At 69.2% G+C, this 16,774-nt stretch carries 15 protein-coding genes, 1 tRNA gene and 4 pseudogenes; 12 read left to right on the top strand and 8 right to left on the bottom strand.

The genetic code is table 11. The features are described from left to right. Positions 1-123: 123 nt before the first annotated feature. The 3 genes from ACZ6WH_RS34600 to ACZ6WH_RS34590 form a co-directional block, all read right to left on the bottom strand. Positions 124-918 carry an enoyl-CoA hydratase/isomerase family protein gene (locus ACZ6WH_RS34600; RefSeq protein ID WP_469733511.1) on the bottom strand — a complete coding sequence of 265 codons (795 nt, stop codon included), beginning with the start codon at positions 916-918 and terminating at the stop codon, positions 124-126. A 124-nt stretch (positions 919-1,042) separates the two neighbouring features. Next, complete coding sequence (locus ACZ6WH_RS34595) at positions 1,043-2,077, bottom strand: LysR family transcriptional regulator (RefSeq protein ID WP_469733509.1); 1,035 nt, start codon at positions 2,075-2,077, stop codon at positions 1,043-1,045. A gap of 529 nt (positions 2,078-2,606) precedes the next feature. After that, positions 2,607-4,466: an APC family permease gene (locus ACZ6WH_RS34590; protein ID WP_469733507.1), complete on the bottom strand. Its 1,860-nt coding sequence runs from the start codon at positions 4,464-4,466 to the stop codon at positions 2,607-2,609. Between the two features lie 483 nt (positions 4,467-4,949). Between ACZ6WH_RS34590 and ACZ6WH_RS34585 the strand changes: the two genes are divergently transcribed. The 8 genes and pseudogenes from ACZ6WH_RS34585 to ACZ6WH_RS34550 form a co-directional block, all read left to right on the top strand. Then, a complete protein-coding gene (locus ACZ6WH_RS34585; protein WP_469733505.1) occupies positions 4,950-5,504 on the top strand; it encodes a hypothetical protein in 555 nt (184 codons plus the stop codon). 671 nt (positions 5,505-6,175) lie between these two features. After that, positions 6,176-8,386, top strand: a complete 2,211-nt coding sequence (gene kdpB, locus ACZ6WH_RS34580; protein WP_469733503.1) for a potassium-transporting ATPase subunit KdpB — start codon at positions 6,176-6,178, stop codon at positions 8,384-8,386. A 315-nt stretch (positions 8,387-8,701) separates the two neighbouring features. Next, positions 8,702-8,935: a hypothetical protein gene (locus ACZ6WH_RS34575; RefSeq protein WP_469733501.1), complete on the top strand. Its 234-nt coding sequence runs from the start codon at positions 8,702-8,704 to the stop codon at positions 8,933-8,935. 221 nt (positions 8,936-9,156) lie between these two features. Beyond that, a pseudogene (locus tag ACZ6WH_RS34570) lies at positions 9,157-9,257 on the top strand (GNAT family N-acetyltransferase); the annotation flags it as partial. A 542-nt stretch (positions 9,258-9,799) separates the two neighbouring features. Beyond that, the gene (locus ACZ6WH_RS34565) at positions 9,800-10,324 is read left to right on the top strand and encodes a hypothetical protein (RefSeq protein ID WP_469733499.1); all 525 of its coding nucleotides are present in this window, start codon (positions 9,800-9,802) and stop codon (positions 10,322-10,324) included. A 112-nt stretch (positions 10,325-10,436) separates the two neighbouring features. Then, positions 10,437-10,510 (top strand) — tRNA-Met (locus ACZ6WH_RS34560). Between the two features lie 114 nt (positions 10,511-10,624). Next, positions 10,625-10,772 (top strand): annotated as a pseudogene (locus tag ACZ6WH_RS34555) (IS481 family transposase); the annotation flags it as partial. 63 nt (positions 10,773-10,835) lie between these two features. Continuing rightward, positions 10,836-11,067: pseudogene (locus tag ACZ6WH_RS34550) on the top strand (hypothetical protein); the annotation flags it as partial. Between the two features lie 30 nt (positions 11,068-11,097). On the opposite strand, the pseudogene ACZ6WH_RS34545 reads toward ACZ6WH_RS34550, so the two are convergent. Next, positions 11,098-11,382: pseudogene (locus ACZ6WH_RS34545) on the bottom strand (metallophosphoesterase); the annotation flags it as partial. Between ACZ6WH_RS34545 and ACZ6WH_RS34540 the strand changes: the two are divergent. After that, positions 11,275-12,006, top strand: coding sequence for an acyl-CoA-like ligand-binding transcription factor (locus ACZ6WH_RS34540; protein ID WP_469733787.1), 732 nt, complete (start codon positions 11,275-11,277; stop codon positions 12,004-12,006). The pseudogene ACZ6WH_RS34545 and the gene ACZ6WH_RS34540 overlap by 108 nt on opposite strands. On the opposite strand, the gene ACZ6WH_RS34535 is transcribed toward ACZ6WH_RS34540, so the two are convergent. Beyond that, positions 11,933-12,187 (bottom strand): hypothetical protein, encoded by a 255-nt coding sequence (locus tag ACZ6WH_RS34535; protein ID WP_469733497.1) that lies wholly within the window; start codon positions 12,185-12,187, stop codon positions 11,933-11,935. The genes ACZ6WH_RS34540 and ACZ6WH_RS34535 overlap by 74 nt on opposite strands. Positions 12,188-12,462: 275 nt before the next feature. After that, a complete protein-coding gene (locus tag ACZ6WH_RS34530; protein ID WP_469733495.1) occupies positions 12,463-12,912 on the bottom strand; it encodes a MarR family winged helix-turn-helix transcriptional regulator in 450 nt (149 codons plus the stop codon). Between the two features lie 214 nt (positions 12,913-13,126). On the opposite strand from ACZ6WH_RS34530, the gene ACZ6WH_RS34525 reads away from it, so the two are divergent. Together ACZ6WH_RS34525 and ACZ6WH_RS34520 are read left to right on the top strand one after the other, a co-directional pair. Continuing rightward, positions 13,127-14,110, top strand: a complete 984-nt coding sequence (locus ACZ6WH_RS34525; RefSeq protein WP_469733493.1) for an amidohydrolase family protein — start codon at positions 13,127-13,129, stop codon at positions 14,108-14,110. A gap of 75 nt (positions 14,111-14,185) precedes the next feature. Then, positions 14,186-14,899, top strand: a complete 714-nt coding sequence (locus ACZ6WH_RS34520) for an SDR family NAD(P)-dependent oxidoreductase (RefSeq protein ID WP_469733491.1) — start codon at positions 14,186-14,188, stop codon at positions 14,897-14,899. Between the two features lie 166 nt (positions 14,900-15,065). On the opposite strand, the gene ACZ6WH_RS34515 is transcribed toward ACZ6WH_RS34520, so the two are convergent. Further along, positions 15,066-15,239 carry a hypothetical protein gene (locus ACZ6WH_RS34515; RefSeq protein WP_469733489.1) on the bottom strand — a complete coding sequence of 58 codons (174 nt, stop codon included), beginning with the start codon at positions 15,237-15,239 and terminating at the stop codon, positions 15,066-15,068. Between the two features lie 72 nt (positions 15,240-15,311). Beyond that, entirely contained in the window at positions 15,312-15,698 is a 387-nt protein-coding gene (locus ACZ6WH_RS34510) for a nuclear transport factor 2 family protein (protein ID WP_469733487.1), read from the bottom strand. Positions 15,699-15,796: 98 nt separating this feature from the next. On the opposite strand from ACZ6WH_RS34510, the gene ACZ6WH_RS34505 reads away from it, so the two are divergent. Beyond that, positions 15,797-16,375 (top strand): TetR/AcrR family transcriptional regulator, encoded by a 579-nt coding sequence (locus ACZ6WH_RS34505; protein ID WP_469733485.1) that lies wholly within the window; start codon positions 15,797-15,799, stop codon positions 16,373-16,375. The last annotated feature ends 399 nt before the right edge of the window (positions 16,376-16,774 follow it).

Below are 16,774 nucleotides of genomic sequence, written 5' to 3'. Positions count from 1 at the left end.
GCGGCGACTGGCGCGCGGCGAATGAGGGGATTCACCGGCAGGCGAAGCAAGGGGGCGGCGACCGGCGAAGTGAGAAGGGGACGACCGGTGAGAAGGCGACAGTGGCCGACGAACGCCTAAGGGTCAGCGGCCGGCGAATACGGGCTCGCGGCGCTCCAGGAACGCGGCCGCCGCCTCGCGGGCGTCCTCGGTGTGGAAGCAGCGGACCATGCGGTCGACCTCGCCCCCGAGATAATCGCCCAGCGGCATGGACTGCGCGGCGAGCAGATTCTGCTTCATGGCCCGGACCGCGAGCGGAGCGGCGGATGCCAGGCGAGCGGTCATGCGATCGGTCAGCTCGCCGAACTCGGCGGCGGGGGAGACCGCGGTCACCAGTCCGAGCGCGGCGGCCCGGTGTGCATCGAACTTCCCGGGCATCAAGAACAGCTCACGGGCGCGCGCGGCGCCGAGCAGCCGCGTGAGGAACCAGATTCCGCCGAAGTCGCCGGGGAGCCCCGCACTCAGAAATGCGGTGTTGAAGACGGCGGTCTCGGAGGCGATCCGGATGTCGGTGGCGAGCGCCAGCGACAGTCCCGCCCCGGCGCAGGCGCCGTTGATCGCGGCCACGGTGACCTGGGGCATGAGGTGGAGCCGCTGAGCCACGTGGCTGGCCGCGCGCAACCGCGCGGTGTCCTCCTCGAACGACTTGCCCTGGAGGGACCGGAGCTCCGGTGGAGCGGCGAGATCCGCGCCGACGCAGAAACTCGACTCGGCCCCGGTCAGCACGACGACCCGCACCCCGCGGTCCGCTTCGAGGTTCCCGAGGACGTCTTCGAGATCGCGAAGCAGTCTGACCGAGACGGCGTTCCGACGCTCGGCGTTGTCGAGGGTCACCGTTGCGACCTCGCGGGCTATCGAGCATGAGACCTGTGCCGGCATCGGTGCCTCCGGTGAGCGGGAGTTGATCACGGGCTGTCCGCGTCATGAACTGCGCCACATCAAACTCCGGCGCGACCGACAGCGTCAAAGACCAATCTCGGACCAGATTGACTGCGATTGCCTATCAGTCAGTGTCGCTGCTCCAGCTCTCATCTGCGGAAATCGGCGACCGCGCCCTGAACCTGTCGAGCTGGCGCTTCTCCATCGCCGCCATGACCTGCCTCCCGGCCTCGATCCGGCTCAGCCCCGACGCCATACGGCGGTCGAAGGACCGGTTCCAGGACGCCAAATCGTCCTTGGTCCCCTGCAGGAACGCCGAGGCCGCCGTGGTGAGCCTCCCGGACCGATGCACCATCCCGATCCGCCGCTGAAGCTGCGGCTCGATCTCGCGTACCACCGCGCCCCGCTGGCCGGCCTCCAGCGCGACCCGCAGGGAAACGATCGCCGCGCCGGCGCCGGCGAGCACCATGGGCACCACGGCCCCCCGCTGCGGCACCTCGACCGCCACCCGCGGTTCCACCCCGTTCTCGCGCAGCATGGCCTCGATGTAGTCCCGGGTCGCGGTGTTGCGTTCCCCCATCACCAGCGGGATGCCCGCCATCGACCCGAGCGGGACGGTCTCGGGCAGCTCGGACTCCGTGCCGGGCGGGAGGAGCAACACGAACTGCTGCGATACGAGGAACTCGTCCGCAAGCCCGTCGTGCGGCACCGGCAGCATTGTCACGCCGAGTTCGCAGGCACCGGACCTGACCAGCTCAAGAACATCGGAGGTGTGGTCGCGCTCGTCGACGCGCAGGGTGACGTTCGGGTTCTTCACCCGGAAGTTGGCGACCCACACCGACAGCGGATCCGTGGAGATGTCCGACAGCGCCGCGATGTCGATCCGGCCGCGCTCGGCGTCCCGTACCTCGCGCACTGCCTGGCGCGCGGAGTCCACGTCCCGCAGGATCTGCCGGGCCGGGCCCACCAGGGCCTCGCCGGCGGGGGCCAGCACCAGGCCCCTGCCCACCCGGTGGAACAGCTCGGTCCGCAGGTCCTTCTCCAGCTTCCTGAGGGCCTGTGAGAGCGACGGCTGGGCGACGCGCAGCGCGGCCGCGGCCCGGTTCACCCCGCCGTTGTCGACAACTGCGAGGAAGTATTCCAACTGACGGACGTCCATCCCCGAAATCTACGCGGTGCGCTGCCGGGCGGACGCGGTCGCCATCCAGGTGCGTGGCGTTGGCACCGGTGAGGGCATGGTGCGTTGGGGCTCGAGTTCGGGGGCGGGATTCCTGCTGCTCGACGCCGACCGGCAGGGGGGCGGGGCGAGACGGCGAATCGCAGGCCGAAGTCCGTCGAGCCGGAATGGTGCGGCCACGACTTGCCGTTGCGTCGCCGCCGGAGTGTCCCGGAGTGTCGGAGCGCGGGACATCGATGTCGTTCGCGAAGGCCCCGAGGACGCGCCGGTCCTCGGCCGGCAGGACGCGTCCGGAGAGTGTCCGGAGAGTGCGAGGGACATGTGGTCGCCGACGGGGACGTCGACGTCGGCGACCTCGGGACGGGCCCGCCGCCCGATCGGCATACACGCCCGCCGGATCGTGCGGGGAACCGCCGTGCAGGAAGCCGTCGTGAGGGAAACCGCCGTGAGGGAAACCGTCGGGGTGGCGGAGAAGTCCGGGTCGATGCGGATGGCGGAGAAGGCCGGGAGATCACGCCGAGAGGCGGAAACGGAGGCGGCAGATCACCGCGTCCGTGTCACGGCGCACCGCGTGGGCGACCACCGCGCCCCGCTGGTTCTGCAGCACGCGCTGCCACAAGCGGGCCGGTTCGACCTCCGGGATGAGTACGGTGACGCGGGTGCCCGGCTCGTCGGCCGCGACCCGGCGGATGTATTCGGCGATCGGGCGGCCGAGGCTCCGACGCGCACAGGGCAGCCGGACCAGCGGCACCCCCGGATCCCAGAGGGCCCAGTCCCGCTCCAGCGCCTCGCCGGCGGCGCGGTCCTCGGGATCGGAGTGGCAGACGGTCACCGCCCTGACCTCGTCGGCCAGCGACACGGCCGCGGTCAGCGCCTCGCTCGTCAGCCGGGACAGCGCCGAGACCGGGACGATCACCAGGGAGCGGGCCCGGTGCGGGCTCTCGGGTACCCGGCCCAGTCCCATCCGCTCGCCGATCGTCGCGTACGCCCGCCGTACCGTCTCGAACACCGCGACCAGCAGTGGCAGCGCGACGGCGATCAGCCAGGCACCCTCGTGGAATTTGGTGGCGGTCACGACGACCGCGCTCACAGCGGTGAGCAGCGCGCCCAGCCCGTTGAGCGCCGCCTTGCTCCGCCACCGGGGGCCGCGTTCCAGCCGCCAGTGCCGCACCATCCCGGTCTGCGCGAGGGTGAAGCCGACGAAGACCCCGATCGCGAAGAGCGGCACCAGGGTGTTCGTGTCACCGCCGGAGAAGACCAGCAGCGCGGCCGAGACGAGGGAGAGGGCGAGTACGCCGTGCCGGTGGACCTGGCGGTCCGCCTTCAGGGCGAAGACATGCGGCAGACAGTTGTCCCTGGCCAGCAGCTTCAGCAGGACCGGCAGCCCGCCGAAGGAGGTGTTGGCGGAGAGCGCCAGCAGGATCATGGTCGCGAACTGGACGACGTAGAAGGCCCAGGTGTGCCCGAGCGAGGTGTCGGCGAGCTGGGCGAGCACGGTCACGCCCGCGACCGGCTGCAGCCCGAACCGTGAGATCAGTACGGCGAGGCCGATGAGCATGACGCCGAGGATCGCGCCGAGGGCGATCTCAGCATGCTGAGCACGCTTCGCCCGCGGGGCACGGAAGGACGGCACGGCATTGGCGATGGCCTCCACGCCCGTGAGCGCGGAGCAGCCCGAGGCGAATGCCTTCAGCAGGAGCAGCGCGCCGACGGTGGTGGCATCGTCCGCCAAAACGGACGCGTGGCCGGCAGCGGCCTCGGTGCTCACGGGCGCGTCGCGGAACAGCCCGACGGCTATGACCGCGAAGATCGAGAGAACGAATACCGCAGTCGGCAGGATGAAGGCACGTGCGGAGTCGACGATGCCGCGCAGATTCACCCCGGTGATCAGCACGAGAACGGCCAGGCACAGCCACAGCCGGTCTCCGTAGAGGGAGGGAAAGGCCGAGGTGAGCGCGGCGACTCCGGCTGTCACGGCGACTGCCACGTTCAGGACGTAGTCCAGCACCAGGGAGGCCGCCGCCACCAGGCCGGCCCGACGCCCCAGATGCGTCTTGGCGACGGCGTACGAGCCGCCGCCGTCCGGGAAGGCCGCGATCACCTGCCGGTACGAGGCGACCAGCACCGCCAGCAGAGCGGCGATCGCCAGAGTCACCGGGAGGGTGAACCCCAGACCGTATCCGCCGGCCGCGGCCAGTACCAGCACGATCGCCTCGGGCCCGTACGCCACCGACGCCATCGCGTCCAGCGACAGTGCGGCCAGGCCCGTGACAGTGGTGAGCCGGAAGCGCTCACCGCCGTCCTGGGTATCGGGCGGCTCCTCGGCTGCGGGAAAGCTCTCGGCCCCATGCCCAGTCGTGACAGCAGACATACGCAGTGCTCCTTCGTACTTGCGCAAGTCAGCTCCTTGCTTGCGCAGGTCCGATCAGGTTGGGGCCGCTTACGGCTCCTCCCGTGCCTTCCTTGCGCGTTCTTCGCATCCGGAGGCTCTGCCTTGATGTGGTCTTGATGGCTGGATGGCTCCCGGGTGAAGTGGCGCACGTCCGATGGGGAAACCCCCCCGGGCAGGGGCGGGGACACGGCACCGGCCCGGAGGCGGCTCAGGTGGGGCCGAGAGCTCTGCGGGAAGCAAGAGGCCCCGGAGGCGGGGAGGCACACCGGGGCACGCAGATGAGGCTATGCCCGTTCCGCCGGGGCGCGCGACATGTCCTGACGCGATGCTGACGCCGGGCGGCCATACGCTGACTGAGGGCTGACGCCGAAGGATCATCCGGCGTCAAGGTTGAGTCGGAAGGACATCAGCGCCCCGTCAAGGCCGTGCAGTTCTGGCCCTGGGAGTCCTACCTTCGGCCGCATGAAAGACCGCAGCGACACCTTCGCCGAGCACGCCGAGCACTCGCCGTCGCCGGTCGCCGTCGCTCATGACCGGCAGTGGGCGGGCGACCGACGCGATGCCTGGCTGTGTGCCGTTGTGCTGCTGGCACTCCTGCTGGTGCTCGACGGCGCTTCGGGCCGGCTCACTCCACTGCGCGCCGCGCTGTGGGCCGGGTCGGCGGTGCTGCTCTTCGTCGTCCTGCTGCCGCCCCGCGTCACAGCCGGGTATGGCTGGCTGGCCGCGGGCGGGCTGTTGCGTGCGCGCCGAGTACGTACCGACTGCCTGGTGTCGGTGCGCCGGCCGGCCGGCGTGGGCCAGCGGCTCGTGCTGCGCGATCTGTACGGCACCCGGGTCGAGCTGGATCCGAGGGTGCTGATGCACAACCCCGACATCTGGCGACTGCTGGAGCAAGGCGCCCGCACGTCCAGCGAACGCGGGCTGCTGACGTGCGGAGCGGGGGCCCTGTCGCGACTGACACGCCGCATCGACAGTGAGACGGCGCACCTGGTCTTCAAGGCTTCCGGGCTGCAGTAGCGGCTGCAGTAGCGCCGGATGGCCTGCCGCTCCGCGAATACGTCGCGAATCCAATCGGCCGTGGGCCGTTCAGGTCCGAACAACCGCCGGTGGCTGCTGGGCGCGTGGCCGGCCGCGGCTTCACCGAGGGACGCCTCGCAGGTGATACGACGGGGACAGTGCTTCGGGCGCCCCCGGCCGCGTCCCCCTCGTGGACGCGGCCGGGCGGTCATCCGCCCCGCGCCGCTCAGTCTGCGATCGCTTCCGAGCCTCAGTGCCATCCGTTGACGTTGCCTTGATCTTTCTACGGTCCGTCTTGACATGGTGTTGACGCCGCTGGCCGACCGGCCGTAAGAGACCCGCAAATACAGTGCTTTCCAGGGCACTTGTCGCTCGCACGAGCGCTAGATTCCCTCGTGGCCGCCGGAGGTCGCGGATGCCAACGGCACGCCACGTCGCTTCCTGTCCCTTCCTGTGACGGAAGCAGTCCGGGCGCACCCGTCATCGAACCGGGTACGCGCCTCCGGAGGGCGGGCACGCGGGGGCTTCCCTCAACACCGCCGCGTGCGCCCGCAGCTGTGCCGGTACGACGCCCCGGTACCGGCACAGCCCGGCGGCCATCACATCCCTGCCGGCCCGGCCTGCTGCTCAGCACGGAAGTGGTCGGCCGACTCCGAGAAGGGCCACGCCTCATGCTTCCCGCCGCACCTCAGCAGGCACCGCAGGATTCGACGGCTGCGGATCCGGCCGTACCCACCGAGCCTGCTGGTTCGACGCGTCCGTCGGGCAGGGCCCCGCGGACCCACCGGGCGCGCGGCGCCCGACGACGGGCCGCGCCGGCCGGCTTCTTCGACCCGAAGCAACTGTTGCGGTCCCTTCCCGACACGGTGCACAAGCTGCACCCCCGGGCTCTGGTGAAGCAGCCCGTACTGTTCGTCGTGGCCGTCGGAGCCGCGCTCACCACACTCTCCGCCCTCCTCCACCCGGCCGTCTTCACCTGGGTGATCAGCTGCTGGCTGTGGCTCACCGTGATCTTCGCCAATCTCGCCGAGGCGGTCGCCGAGGGCCGCGGCAAATCCCAGGCCGCAACGCTGCGCAAGGCCCGTACGGACACCGTCGCCCTGCGGCTGCGAGACAACTGGCGGGTCGGCACGGACCTGGACCGGGCCACGACCGAGGCGGTGTCCGCCACCCATCTGCAGCCCTTCGACTTCGTCCTGGTCGAAGCGGGCGAGCTGATCCCCGCCGACGGCGACGTGGTCGACGGGGCCGCGGCCGTGGACGAGTCCGCCGTCACCGGAGAATCCGCACCGGTCATCCGGGAGTCGGGCGGCGACCGCTCCGGCGTCACCGGCGGCACCACCGTACTGTCCGACCGGATCGTCGTACGCATCACCTCCCGCCCCGGGAACTCCTTCCTGGACCGGATGATCGCCCTGGTCGAGGGCGCGTCGCGGCAGAAGACGCCCAACGAGATCGCGCTGAACATCCTGCTTGCCGCCCTCACCGCCGTCTTCGTCCTGGTCGTCGCCACCGTGCAGCCGATGGCCGAGTACGCGGACGCGGCGCAGTCCACCACGGTGTTGGTCGCCCTCCTGGTCACCCTCATCCCCACCACCATCGGTGCCCTGCTGTCGGCCATCGGGATCGCCGGCATGGACCGCCTCGTCCAGCGCAACGTCCTGGCCATGTCCGGACGGGCGGTGGAGGCCGCAGGAGACGTGAACACCCTGCTGCTGGACAAGACCGGCACCATCACCCATGGACATCGCGAGGCCACCGCTTTCGTCCCGCTTCCCGGTGTCGACGAACTGCAACTCGCCGATGCCGCCCAGCTCTCCTCACTGGCGGACACCACACCGGAAGGACGCTCGGTCGTCGCCCTGGCGAAAGACAAGTACGGCCTGCGGCAGCCCATGCCGGGGGAGCTGAGCGACGTCCGGTACGTGGAGTTCAGCGCGCGGACGAGGATGAGCGGCGCCGACCTGCGCCGGCACAACGGCGCGGTGCTGCGCATCCGCAAGGGCGCGGTGGCTCAGGTGACCGACTGGGTGGCGCGGTACGGCGGCCAGGTACCGGCCGAGGTCCGGCTGTTCGCCGATGCCATCGCCGCGTCCGGCGGCACCCCGCTCCTGGTCGGCGTGCACGACGGCCGGCGGCCGCGTCTCCTCGGCATCATCCATCTCAAGGACGTGGTCAAGGACGGCATCCGCGAACGCTTCGCCGAACTCCGCCGCATGGGCGTCCGTACGGTCATGGTCACCGGCGACAACGCGCTGACCGCCAGGGCCATCGCCGGGGAGGCAGGGGTCGACGACTATCTGGCCGAGGCCACTCCCGAGGACAAGATGGCCCTGATCAAGCGGGAGCAGGTGGGCGGGAAACTGGTCGCGATGACCGGCGACGGCACCAACGACGCCCCGGCCCTCGCCCAGGCGGACGTGGGAGTGGCGATGAACACCGGCACCTCGGCCGCCAAGGAAGCCGGCAACATGGTCGACCTGGACTCCAACCCCACCAAACTCATCGAGATCGTCGAGATCGGCAAGCAGTTGCTCATCACCCGCGGCGCGCTGACGACCTTCTCCATCACCAATGACGTCGCGAAGTACTTCGCGATCATCCCGGCCATGTTCGCCGGCGCCTATCCGGGCCTGGACACCCTCAACGTCATGGGCCTGCACAGCCCGACCTCGGCGATCACCTCGGCCATCATCTTCAACGCCCTGATCATCATCGCGCTCATCCCCCTGGCCCTGCGCGGTGTCCGCTACGCGCCTGCGTCGGCACACGACCTGCTGCGCCGCAACCTCATGCTCTACGGGCTCGGCGGGCTCGTCCTGCCCTTCCTCGGCATCAAACTCATCGACCTGGTCGTCTCCACCGTCCCCGGACTCGGCTGACCGAGAGGGATGAGTGGACCTGCCGGCCGTGACGTCTTCGCGCGCGACACCCCTGCCCGTTCGTTCAGCCAGTCGCACGCTCGTCCGGCGGAGTCCGCCTGCGTGTCGTTGTGGAGCTGCGGTTTCCGGTGTCGCGGCGGGGCCTTGTGGATCAGGCGGAGAGACCGACTCGGACATCTTCGAGGTCATCGAGAAGAGCTTGAACCAGGCCCGGTCCGACGGTTCATCCCCGAGGCGTGGGGCTGGGGCGTGCGTAACCTCTCGTCAGCCGCTGCGTTCTTAAAGTGATCATTTTTGTGACCTGGAGGAACGCACATGCGCGTACGCAGCATCGTGGCAGCAACAACTCTCGCGGCGACGGGAGTTCTCGGCGGCGCCGGCGTGGCGGCCGCCGACGACGAGGCGAAGGCCAAGTGCATTCAGTTGGATGAGGTCTACACGATCCCCGTCAACAAGCTCGGCGGTCAGACGTTGGAGTTCGTGATCGGCAAGGAAGGCAGGGAGGCTTTCGTGGAAAAGCTCTTCTGCGCAGGACAGAACAAGCACTGACCAGCAGGTCTGCTGAGGCCCGTACCACTGGAGTGGTACGGGCCTCGCGCTGTACCCGTCCCCGCCTCGGCACGGTCCAGTGCTCGTCGTCCTGGTCGGGGCGTACCACGGTGAGGTCTGTCCGGCGGAACATTGCCCCACGGCAGGTGAACCAGTGATTCGCAGGACAGGCCCTAACGGCACCGCCGGGCAGCGCCGGCACACGCGCTTGGACCGAGCACACCGCAGCCCGCGGCGACCGCTCGATGTGTACGCCGAAGTGCGCGCCCCGCCGCTCCACTTGCCGAACTACGCCGTCACCGTGTTCGGCGAGCGCCTGGACACCGGAGCCAGCGGTGCAGCCGGGACATGGTCGGCGAGCTGTCCGGCCGAGGCTTCGGCGCGAGCCGTCGAGCTCCTGTGGGGCCGAGGCCGGGGCCGGGTGCAGGATCGCGTTCCGCAGTCCGGCAGTCGGCGTATGTGCCGGTGGGGCTGAGGCGGATAAGGGGAGGACTGGCGATGGTCGACATGCCATGCATTCGATGTGACGGAAGCTCGCCAAGTGCTCGGACCTGCCTGATGCCGCGCTGCCTACGCTTGTGCCGCTGTACCGCAGCCGGGTGCCTCTGAGCCGCGGGAGGTTTGAGCGCAGCGGTTCACTGGTGTGAGTGAGAGGGAGCCAGTCGCTTCGAGGCGACGTGCCGACAGGCCCATGAGACCACTGCCAGGCAACTGGTGCGCCTGGTGCACGGGTGGAGCTGTTGAGCGTGGCTGGTTCGTCGTGAGCCGTGCTGGCGCCGTGTTGATAGGGGCGATCGGCGTCGCTTGGGTTGGCTGAGCACGGCGAACCGGATGCTTCAGCCAACAGGAGACAAGGACGTGCTCATGCGCACGCTCACGCGCTGGACCGCAACACTGCTCGGCATGGCCACCGGAGCCCTGCTTCTGGCACCGTCGGCACAAGCCAAGCCGGCTACGCTCCTTTGCACGGGGAGCCAGGAAATCACCTATGAGCCGCCAATGAAGCTCACAGCGCAGACCACCACCTCCCAGGCCGAGGAGAACTACAACTGCGCGTCGGTGCTCACTCACGTCCGGCGCGGGACATGGACAGCATCCTTCACACATGAGGCCAGCTGTCTCCTGGATGTGGATCCGGCCGCCGTCAAAGAGACCACGTATACGTGGAACACCGGAGAGTCGAGCACGGTCAGGCTCGCTCTCAGCGGTGTCACGCACGCTGCCAACGGGACCACCACGGTCACCGCCGTCGGGCCGGTCGTCCGAGGCCTGGGGAAGGGCAGCCTCGCCACGCGCGAAGTGGTGTACCCCGCGTTGGACCTGACGGCTTGCGCTACTACCGGCGTGAAGTCGCTGACCGGGGTTGCCACCTTGGCGATTACGCCCTGACCGCGCAGGTAGGTTGCTTCGTCCCGGCTCCGAGCGCTGCATGAGGTCGGTCGGCGCCGCCGACTCACCGATTAGGTGTGGAGGTGCGTGCCGCATAGGATTGCAGTACCGACGCGGGGTGGAGCAGCTCGGTAGCTCGCTGGGCTCATAACCCAGAGGTCGCAGGTTCAAATCCTGTCCCCGCTACTGCTTCCTGGGCCTGTCAGAACATTCTCTGGCAGGCCCAGATTTTGTGCGGTCGGTCTCTACATGCGTCAGTGCGTCAAGGCAGAGCCACTGGGCGAACAAACTACGGATGGGCCTACGCGCTCAGACGCCGAACGCCAGGCTGCTTTCCCTGACTGGCTGCACTCACTGGTACAACTACCACCGACCCCACGCCGGGACCGGCGGCCACACTCCCGCCAGCCGCGTCACCAACCCTTCCGAACAACATCCGCGGGTCTGATGCTGGACGGGCGGCGCAAGTCGCTCCAGCCGATGACGGATCGGCCGCCGGACGGGAACATGCAGGCGCTGCAGCAACGGCCTGGGCCTGGACCACTTCGAAGGCCGCACCTGGCGCGACCGGCACCACCACGTCACCCTCGTCACCGCCGCCCAGGCCTTCCTCACCCTCCGGCGCCTGGGCGCCTGGACCCAAAAGCCCACACACCGGCCCACCCTCTACCAGACCCTCGACGCCCTGCAGGACCTCCTGCGGTGCTGGACAGGAACCTGCATCACCTGCGGCCGACCACTGACCGGAGCCAGAACCAGAACCCAACGAAGCACTACTGGGACGAGGGGGACTGCTGCGGGGAGCGGAGTACGAGCAGGGTGATCTCGCTGGGGGCGAAGACGCGGAAGGGTGGGCCCCAGAAGCCGGTGCCGCGGCTGGTGTAGAGGAGGGTGCGGGTGCCGTGGTGGCTGAGGCCGGCGAGGGCTGGTTGATCGAGGCGGACCAAGTAGTGGAAGGGCCAGATCTGGCCGCCGTGGGTGTGGCCGGAGAGCTGGAGGTCGATGCCGTGGGCTGCCGCGCGGTCGATGAACTTCGGCTGGTGGGCGAGGAGGACGACCGCTTGCTCGCGCTGATCAGGGACCGGCTGGCGACCTCCAGCAACCGCACGGCGCTGGTCGCCGTGTCCGACGCGGTTCGTCTGGTGCTGCTGCATTACCTCGATGAGGTGGATCTCGCGCGGCGGCGGTACGCGCTCACCAGCAAGGTTTCTGCGCTCCGCGACCGGGAGATCGCCAGTGTGGCCCGCTATCAGCGGCTCTTTCGGGAATTCATCGCGGACTGGATGGGCGACCCGGCGGAGTCGGAGTCGTTGCGGGCCGAACTCATGGCGGCGAATGTTGTCGCGGCCCACAACCACGTGCTGCGCCGGTGGCTGCGGGGCGAGTCCTCCGAACCGGTCGCGGAGATGGACGACGCGATGCGTGAGGTGCTCGGCCTCTTCCCGGCCCCTGCCCCCCCGGGACGGCACCGGTGGCGGTACCACCGTTGTCGCGTTCCGTACCGGACAGGATCTCGACGCTCTGCTGCCGTCGCTGCGACGCCTGGTCGAGGACGGCTCGGAGGTCTGAGGTACGGGCCCGACGGACGGGCCGGAACTGTGGGCCGGATCAGCCTGCTCGGTGCCGGCCGTGGATGTGCTGCCTGTCGACCGCGGCGGTCAGGTCCTCCACGGCTCGGGTGACGCGGGTGAAGACGTCCTGGGCGCGCCGCTCCGGGGCGGACGGATCCGCGGGCACGGTGCCGAGCTGGTCGTGCAGCTCCGCGCTGAGTCCGGTGGCCGGGGTTGTCCCTGTACGCACCGCCGTTTCCAGCCCGAACAGCGCCCGGTGCAGGGATTCCGCGTAGCCCGCGGCGGAGGGCACACCGGGCTCTTGCGGTCTCGGCAGATGGACGGCCGGCAGCGCACTGCCCTTGGCGAGTTCGTGGACGGAGCGGGACAGTTGCTGAAGATCGGCCCCCTTCCATCGGGCGTCGTGATGGACCGGTTCGGGTCCGGCGTGCGTGGCGGCTTCCGTGAAGTCGCGGCGTGCCAGGATCGAGATGTGAGGCCCTGAGCAATCAGGCCTGACTGTGCCATCGAGCATCAGCAGCCGACTGCCTTCTCGCAGTACGCGTGCGCTGTGACAGGGCTTGGTCATTAGGGACGCGTGCCGCTGCGGATCCGGCCGATGAGTTGCGACTCGACGCGTCGGAGTGTGGCGATCGCCGCATCCGCCTCGGCGGCATCAGGGAGGGCCTCGGCCAGCAGGCTGCTCCAGACGTCCTCGAGATGCCGCAGGTTTTCAGCAGCCTTCCGAGTCGGATACAGGCGCACCCGCCTGGCGTCTTCTGAGTCGGCTTCGCGGCGCACCAGGCCTTTCTGTTCCAGTTTGCGCAGCGCCCGGCTGAAGTTGCTGGAGATCAGCCGGGTGGCTTCGGCCGCCTGCGTCGCCGTGACGCCCGGGTTGTGGTCGATGAAGCGCATGACCGCCGCTTCGAGCGGCGTCCACGCCTCTGCCGGGTCCGCCTTGGCTGCATGAAGATGTCGACCGACCGCCAGGATCAGGTCGGCGAGCTCGAACAGTCGGGCCTTCTGCTTCTCGTTCACATCAGCAGTATATTGCCTGTCATGCGATAGCTATTATCTGACAGGTAACGCACCGTGTGATTCCCGCTGAGGAGCTGCACGACACGATCGGAGGTCTCCTGTGTCGTTGTGCATGTGAGGGTCAGACCTGCCGAAGCTCTGTCGCCGGCAGCTCCCCCGACTTCTCAGTCAGCGCACAGGCGTGTGCGTGCGGAATGCAGAAGGAGTACTGACCATGCCCGTCGTCGCCATCGAAGAACATTGGATGCTGCCGGAGTTGACCTCCGCGCTCAATGCCGCGTCCCGTCCAGATGAAAGTCTCCTCTTCAACGAGCGCGGTGACGCCGGCCAGCGACTCGAAGACCTGGGCGCCAGCCGGATCGCCACCATGGACACCCAGGGAATCGACCTGGCCGTACTCGCCCTCACCCCGCCAGGAACCCAGGCCCTGCCGGCCGAGGAGGCGGTTGTGCTCAGCCGCCTCGCCAATGACACCGCCGCCGAAGCGGTCCGTACCCACCCGACGCGCTTCTCCTCTCTGTCGACCTTGCCGCTGCCCTCCCCGCGGCATGTCGCCGCCGAGCTGGAACGCGCCGCACAGCAAGGCCATGTGGGGACCATGGTCTATGGCCGCACCGGCGACCGGTTCCTCGACGATTCCGCCTACGATGACTTCTTCGCTGCTGCCGCCGGCCTCGGTCAGCCGGTCTTCATTCACCCGCAGATCCCCTCTGCCGCGCTGCGTGCCGCCGCCTACCGGGGCTTTGACCCCATGACGGAACTCGGGTTGGCCACATTCGGCTGGGGCTGGCACGTGGAGGCGGCGACTGCGGCACTGCGTCTCATCCTGCGCGGCACCTTCGATCGCCACCCTGACCTGCAGATCGTGCTGGGCCACTGGGGTGAGCTGCTTCCCTTCTGGCTCGACCGCGCCGACAGTCTCGCCCGCCTTGCCGGCCTCCGGCGGTCGGTCTCGGACTACATCCGCACCAACGTCTTCCTGACGATGTCGGGGATGCTCAACCCGGCCCTGCTGCAGCACGCACTGACAGTGACGACCGTCGACCGGCTGATCTTCTCCACTGACTATCCCTTCCAGCAGCCCACCCGAGCAGAGATCGACACGTTCTTCGAGCACTTCGCCACCGACACCGACCGGCACAAGGTCCGCTCGGCCAACGCCGCGGCCCTCTTCGGCGTCGATCCCCTCGCACCCTGACCCAAGACCAGTGCAGCAGAGGCCGGCCCCGCGTCCCTCACCTCAAGCCGCCCCACAACAAGGAGAACGTGCGACATGACGCAGTCCCCCACTGAGGAGTACACCCGGACCGCCCTGGTCGTCGGAGCATCCCGAGGACTCGGATGCGCCATGGCGGCCGAACTCGCCGAGCGCGGATGGTCGGTCATCGGCACCGTTCGCGGCAGCGCCCGCACCCCGCTGCACGATTTGGCCGACCGCCGCCCCGAACGCGTCCGCGTCGAACACCTCGACATCACCAAGCCCGAGGAACTCATACCTCTGCACGAGCGTCTGACCGGAGTGCAACTCGACGTCCTGTTCGTCAACGCGGGCACCACCAACAACGAACAGACCCCCATAGGGGCCGTCCCCACCCAGGACTTCATCGACATCATGGTGACCAACGCGCTCAGCCCCCTGCGCGTCATCGAAGCGCTTGACGACCTGGTGACGCCCACTGGCCTGATTGGCGTCATGTCCTCGGGGCAGGGCAGCATCACCAACAACACCAGCGGACTGCGCGAGGTCTACCGCGGCAGCAAAGCAGCCTTGAACATGTTCATGCGCAGCTATGCCACCCGGAAGACCGACGCCGACCGCTCTCTGCTGCTCATGGCTCCGGGCTGGATCCGCACGGCGCTCGGCGGCGACGGTGCCCCCTACTCCGTGGAAGAGAGCACCCCGCTCCTGGTAGACGTCTTGCTTACACACCTTGACAGCAAGGGCCTGGCGTTTTTCGATCGGAACGGCGACCATGTCCCCTGGTGAGCCGAGAATCCATCCTGCATCTCGCCGAGTGGATGGCGCCGGTCGGCGAAACCTGTCGCAGCACGCTCATCCCCGGGCGTCTGCTCGCCTCGGTGATGGCGCGCGCTCGAGCCAAGCACGGTCGCGGTGGGTGCCCACGACATCTTCTTGTCCCCGGCACGACGACTCAGTCCGGCCGCGCGACACTCAACAGACCTCTGGCCTCCCAACAGGACGTTGCGACGTCGTCCAGGACGGCCGTGCGGACGGGCAGCCGCGCGGCCGGCTCGCGCGCGGGGCCGTCGGAACCGCCGGCCGCCCACGCGGTGACCGCCGCCCGGAACTCCGCCATGTCGACCATGGGAGGAGCGTGCGCCCTTCCGGCCGCGGCGACAGGCATTTTCTTTCCGTCGCCGCGGCCGGCCGGCGGCACTCAGACGAAGAACGCGTTCATGCCGGGTACGTCGGAGAGGTAGGTCTCGATGGCGGCGATCCTGCCGTCGCGCAGCCGGCAGACGGTGGCGAGGTACTCCTCCAGCGTGGCGTCGGCCCGCTGAGCGGTGTTGTGCAAAGACAGCGCCACGTTGTCGCGGCTGACCAGGATGTGCAGCAGCGCGAAGTCGAGGCCGTACGAGGCGATCTTCTTCGCCCGGGCCACGACCTCGTCGGCGCCGTGCACCGTACCGGAGACGGCGTTGTCGCCGGGCAGCGTCCAGGTGACGTCGTCGGTGAGCAGGCTGCGGATGCCGTCCCAGTCACCGGCGGAGAGGGAGGCGTGGAACTGTTCGCCGAGCCGGCGGGCGGCCTCGTACGGGGGCATGGGTCCTCCAAGGAAAGCGCTAAAAGCAATGGTCTTTGCCTTAAGGAGGTTAGGCAGTCCGGGCGCTAAAGCACAACTCTTTGCTTTAAGGTGGGGTCATGCCCGCCAAAAGCAAAGACAGTCGGCCCGGCGGCCGGAGCGCCCGCGTACGTACCGCCGTGCACCGCGCAACTGTCGACCTGGTGCAGGAGGTCGGCGCCGACAAGGTGACCCTCTCCGCCGTGGCGCGCCGCGCCGGCGTCAACCCCAGCTCGGTCTACCGCCGTTGGGGGACGATCTCGGCGCTGCTGGCCGACGTGGCCGCGCGTCGCAAGGAGGAGGCACCGCCAGAGCTGCTCGGCGAGCTGCGCACGGACCTCGAACGAGCGGCGGTGTGGACCCTCGCCGATCTGTCCCGGCCCGGCGGCGTCGCCTTCTTCCGCGCCGAGGTGGCGCCGGACGTCGACGACCGCCGGGCCGGGCTGCGGGAGTGCCTGGAGCGGGTGAGCTCCCGCTTCGGTGCCGCCCTGGAAGCGGCCGAACGGCGGGGCGAGCACACGCCCTCGCTGGAGCGGGTGCTGGACCGGGTGGTCGCCCCGCTCTACTTCCGGGTGGTGTTCTCCATCCCGGGGACGGACGAGGGCCGTGCGCGCGGGCTCGTGGCCGAGTTGTGCGACGAGGGACCCGTCGGCGCCTGACCGCACCGATGGGGCTGGGGCACCTCCTCCACGAATACCCGGGCGCCGCCGCCACGGACGGGGTGGCTATGTACGCGAGCCGCGACGTCGTTTGTCGGTGACTCGGGGAGTCGCACGTGCGCACGGATGGGCGAGGTGCGTGAGCTTGTTCCTTAACCTCTTCCGTCACGTTCGGTGATAGTCGCGGGGCGTTTGAGGGGCTTGCCGATGTCGTAGCGGGTGGTGGGCCGCCGGTTTCTGGAGCCGCGTGGGCGTCCGGGGCCGGAGCGGCTCGGTTTTGGCCCCTGGGCCGGGTGAGCGGGATGGGGCGGATGTGCCGGCACCCTCGGCGGACGCGGGTCGGCGGGAGGTCCCTCCGGGCTTGGTCTTCTTCTCCCATGGTTTGCGCCGGTCGGCTGC

It is taken from the genome of Streptomyces sp. NPDC050806 (assembly GCF_055586425.1).
This window is presented reverse-complemented; position numbering and strand designations above follow the sequence as displayed.

Bases quoted from the DNA above. Each gene is read 5' to 3' on its own strand.
- ACZ6WH_RS34525 (WP_469733493.1), top strand. From the start codon at position 13,127: ATGCCCGTCGTCGCCATCGAAGAACATTGGATGCTGCCGGAGTTGACC.
- ACZ6WH_RS34590 (WP_469733507.1), bottom strand. From the start codon at position 4,466: ATGTCTGCTGTCACGACTGGGCATGGGGCCGAGAGCTTTCCCGCAGCC.
- ACZ6WH_RS34515 (WP_469733489.1), bottom strand. From the start codon at position 15,239: ATGGTCGACATGGCGGAGTTCCGGGCGGCGGTCACCGCGTGGGCGGCC.
- ACZ6WH_RS34575 (WP_469733501.1), top strand. From the start codon at position 8,702: ATGCGCGTACGCAGCATCGTGGCAGCAACAACTCTCGCGGCGACGGGA.
- kdpB (WP_469733503.1), top strand. From the start codon at position 6,176: ATGCTTCCCGCCGCACCTCAGCAGGCACCGCAGGATTCGACGGCTGCG.
- ACZ6WH_RS34520 (WP_469733491.1), top strand. From the start codon at position 14,186: ATGACGCAGTCCCCCACTGAGGAGTACACCCGGACCGCCCTGGTCGTC.
- ACZ6WH_RS34510 (WP_469733487.1), bottom strand. From the start codon at position 15,698: ATGCCCCCGTACGAGGCCGCCCGCCGGCTCGGCGAACAGTTCCACGCC.
- ACZ6WH_RS34565 (WP_469733499.1), top strand. From the start codon at position 9,800: ATGCGCACGCTCACGCGCTGGACCGCAACACTGCTCGGCATGGCCACC.
- ACZ6WH_RS34505 (WP_469733485.1), top strand. From the start codon at position 15,797: ATGCCCGCCAAAAGCAAAGACAGTCGGCCCGGCGGCCGGAGCGCCCGC.
- ACZ6WH_RS34585 (WP_469733505.1), top strand. From the start codon at position 4,950: ATGAAAGACCGCAGCGACACCTTCGCCGAGCACGCCGAGCACTCGCCG.
- ACZ6WH_RS34600 (WP_469733511.1), bottom strand. From the start codon at position 918: ATGCCGGCACAGGTCTCATGCTCGATAGCCCGCGAGGTCGCAACGGTG.
- ACZ6WH_RS34595 (WP_469733509.1), bottom strand. From the start codon at position 2,077: ATGGACGTCCGTCAGTTGGAATACTTCCTCGCAGTTGTCGACAACGGC.